The sequence below is a fragment of the Streptomyces sp. NPDC060198 genome, assembly GCF_042728415.1.
Taxonomy (GTDB): domain Bacteria; phylum Actinomycetota; class Actinomycetes; order Streptomycetales; family Streptomycetaceae; genus Streptomyces.
The window spans coordinates 1-3,285 of record NZ_JBHWZJ010000559.1; the positions used below are offsets into that span (position 1 = coordinate 1).

Genomic DNA, 3,285 nt, shown 5'->3' on the forward strand with positions numbered 1-3,285 from the left:
GCGGGAGGCCGGTCACGGCCGCCCGCACCCCCGCAGGGGGCGCCCGTCGTCTCATCGCGCCCGGTGACGTTCCAGCAGGGCGTCCTCCGTCGCGTAGTCGAAGAGAGCGGGGCCGTACTGCTGGAACAGCTTCGGGAAGGCATCCGTCCACTCCCGCCCGGACAGCCGCGAGGACAGCCACTCGACGCTCTCGGGCAGCGCATCGGCGTAGGTGGTCACCGGCCGGTAGCCGAGCTCCCGCTCCGCCGCCGTCATGTCGTAGACCACCGGGTGCCGGATCGTCCACGGGGTGTCTCCCACGTGGTCCTCGCCGGGCGGCCCCGGCAGCAGCAGCGTCTCCGTCTCCACGCCCAGCACCGCGTCGATCAGCTCGCCGATCTCCGCCACCGTCGGGGTCCCGGGGTCGGCCGCGTTGAGGATCCTCGACCCGGGCCGCAGGGCGGCGAGCCGGATCAGTTCCGCCACGTTCGAGGTGTGCGCGGGATGGAAGACGCTCTTGCCTCCGTACGCGAGTACCCGGCGGCGCCGGCCGTCCAGGATCCGCTTGACGAAGTACAGCTCGCGCGGAGTCCGGCAGCCGGGGCCGTGGACGGCGCCGGCCCGCAGCACCGTCACAGGAAGCTCCTCGCCCGCCGACAGCAACTCGCGCTCCAGCAGGACCTTGCGGGTCGCGTACGTCGAGTCGCCCGGTTCCACGGTGGTCCAGACTTCGGGTATCGGCACCGGATAGCGGGGATCGCCACCGGGCCGGCCCGCCGTGTCGAAGCCGCGCCCCTCCCCGTCCGTGTAGACCGCGCCGCTGGAGACGACCACCGCTGCTCCGATGCGGCCGGTCAGCGCAGTCAGCTGGCGTGCGTGCACACCGTGGAAACCCACCATGTCGACCAGGACGTCGCAGTCGTCCCCGAGGGCGGCGGCCAGGGCGCCGTCGGCGTCGCGGTCGAGCGCCACCGTGCGGACGTCGTCGGGCCACGTCGCGTCCCGGCCACCGCGGAGCGAGACCGCGGTGACCCGCCAACCGTCCGCGAGCAGCGCTGTCACGGCGGTCCGTCCGATCTGGCCGGTCGCCCCGAGGACCCATGCGTGCCTGTTCGTGTTCATGGAGAGAACGCTAGAAGGCGCGGCCGCGGTCCGGCAGAGCGTTTCGCCGGTGGCCGATTCCGCCACCGGCGTTCAGCCGGTCAGGACTTCCCGCGAGGTGGCTTCTTGCCCGTCGCGGCCGCATCGGCGGCCTTCACCTTCGCCGCGTACTCATCCACGTACTCCTGCCCGGACAGGTTCAGGATCGCGTACATGATCTCGTCCGTGACCGCCCGGATCGCGGCCTTCTGGTTGTCCAGGCCGGCGTACCGGGAGAAGTCCAGCGGCGCGCCGAAACGGATCGTGACCTGCCGGATGCTGGGTACCTTCTGCCCGGGCGGCTGGATCTCGAAGGTGCCGACCATGGCGCAGGGGATCACCGGGACCCCCGACCTGATGGCCATCACCGCGACCCCGACCTTGCCCTTGTAGAGACGCCCGTCGTGCGAGCGGGTGCCTTCCGGGTAGATGCCGAGCAGCTCGCCCTTGGCGAGGACCCCGAGCCCCTCACGGATGGCCGCAGCGCCCGCCTCCTTGCCCGACCGGTCCACCGGGATCTGGCCGATGCTGTGGAAGAACGCAGCCGTCAGCTTCCCCTTGATCCCGGGACCGGTGAAGTACTCCGCCTTCGCCAGGAAGGTGATGCGGCGCTTCAGCATGGCAGGCATCAGGAAGTGGTCCGAGAAGGACAGGTGATTGCCCGCGATGATCGCGGCCCCTTCGGCCGGGACGTGGTCGAGTCCCTCGATGCGGGGCCGGAAGAGCAGCCGCAGCAGCGGACCGAACACGGCGTACTTCAGTACGTAGTAGAACACGGAGGGTGAACCTCGCTCTGCCGGATCGGCCTCGGGCTGCTTCGTACCGGACACCACGCGGGTGGTGCGGGCCCGTCAGTGTAAGCCGTGCGGTGCCCGGGCCGGCGGGTGCGCGGGCCGGGACACCGCCTCCGCCCGGTTCAGGCGTCCCGGACGGCGAGCATGCCGAGCGTGCACAGCCCCAGCACCACCCACCCGAACCAGAGCCAGCCGTTGCTCCCCAGCGCCACCGTGTACGCCGTCACCGCCACCAGGGCCGCGACGGTGATGACTCCCATGGACTTCGTCGATCCGGACATGCGCGCACGCTCCTCGTCGGCCGCGCGGCCGTTGGCACCATGGTCGCCCCGGAAGCAGGTGCCGCGCTACCTTCCGCGCGCCTGCAAAGAGGCGAGATACGCGTTGTACGCCGCCAGCTCCTGGTCGCCGTCCCGGTCCGCCGCCCGGTCCTCGCGCTTCGCGAGCCGCTGGTCGGAGCGGTACCACTGGAAGACCAGCGCGATCAGCACCAGCACGGACGGCACCTCGCTGAAGGCCCAGGCGATGCCGCCCGCCCAGCTCTGATCGGCCAGCGCGTCGACGCCCAGCGAGGCCGGAGGGTGCTTGTACGACTCCACCATCGGCTGGGACGCCATCATCAGGGCGATGCCGAAGAACGCGTGGAACGGCATCCCCGCGAAGAGCTCCAGCATCCGCATCACGTAGCCCGGCCGGTGCGGGCCGGGGTCGATCCCCATGATCGGCCAGAAGAAGACCAGCCCGACCGCGAGGAAGTGCACCATCATCGCCAGGTGACCCGGCTTCGAGCCCATGAGGAAGTCGAAGAGCGGGGTGAAGTAGAGGGCGTAGAGACTGGCGATGAAGAGCGGGATCGTGAAGACCGGATGCGTGATGATCTTCATGTAGCGGCTGTGCAGCAGCATCAGCAGCAGCTCGCGAGGGCCCTTGGCGCCCCGTCTCCCCGCCACCGGCAGCGCCCGCAGCGCGAGGGTCACCGGCGCGCCCAGCAGCAGCAGGATCGGGGAGAGCATGCTGATCACCATGTGCTGGATCATGTGCACGCTGAACATGACCATGCCGTAGTCGTTCAGCCGGGTGCACATCACCAGGGCGATGCTGAGCACCCCGACCACGAAGAAGACGATCCGGTTGACCGGCCAGTCGTCCCCGCGCCGCCGCAGCCGCACCACGGCCCAGCCGTACAGGGCCAGTGCCGCGAGGCAGCCGACCAGGAAGAACGGGTCCGCCGAGAACGCGAGCCCGCGGCCCAGTGTGAACGGCGGCAGATCCATGTCCATGCCGTGCCCGCCGTGATCCATCTGTTCACTCCTGCTGGGGGACGTCCCCGATTCGTGCCGGTTGTCCGGTCCAGACTAGGACTGCCCCCGGC

General features: G+C 70.3%; 4 protein-coding genes. All 4 read right to left on the reverse strand.

What is annotated here, in order from left to right:
- Positions 1-51: 51 nt before the first annotated feature.
- The gene (locus ACFWEP_RS33380) at positions 52-1,101 is read right to left on the reverse strand and encodes an NAD-dependent epimerase/dehydratase family protein (protein ID WP_387375861.1); all 1,050 of its coding nucleotides are present in this window, start codon (positions 1,099-1,101) and stop codon (positions 52-54) included.
- A gap of 80 nt (positions 1,102-1,181) precedes the next feature.
- A complete protein-coding gene (locus tag ACFWEP_RS33385; RefSeq protein WP_387375863.1) occupies positions 1,182-1,895 on the reverse strand; it encodes a lysophospholipid acyltransferase family protein in 714 nt (237 codons plus the stop codon).
- 140 nt (positions 1,896-2,035) lie between these two features.
- Positions 2,036-2,194, reverse strand: a complete 159-nt coding sequence (locus ACFWEP_RS33390; RefSeq protein WP_327174417.1) for a hypothetical protein — start codon at positions 2,192-2,194, stop codon at positions 2,036-2,038.
- A 66-nt stretch (positions 2,195-2,260) separates the two neighbouring features.
- Positions 2,261-3,214 (reverse strand): cytochrome c oxidase assembly protein, encoded by a 954-nt coding sequence (locus ACFWEP_RS33395; RefSeq protein ID WP_387375865.1) that lies wholly within the window; start codon positions 3,212-3,214, stop codon positions 2,261-2,263.
- Positions 3,215-3,285: the final 71 nt, after the last annotated feature.

Coding starts and splice junctions, on each gene's coding strand:
- ACFWEP_RS33380 (WP_387375861.1), bottom strand. CDS start 1,101: ATGAACACGAACAGGCACGCATGGGTCCTCGGGGCGACCGGCCAGATC.
- ACFWEP_RS33390 (WP_327174417.1), bottom strand. CDS start 2,194: ATGTCCGGATCGACGAAGTCCATGGGAGTCATCACCGTCGCGGCCCTG.
- ACFWEP_RS33395 (WP_387375865.1), bottom strand. CDS start 3,214: ATGGATCACGGCGGGCACGGCATGGACATGGATCTGCCGCCGTTCACA.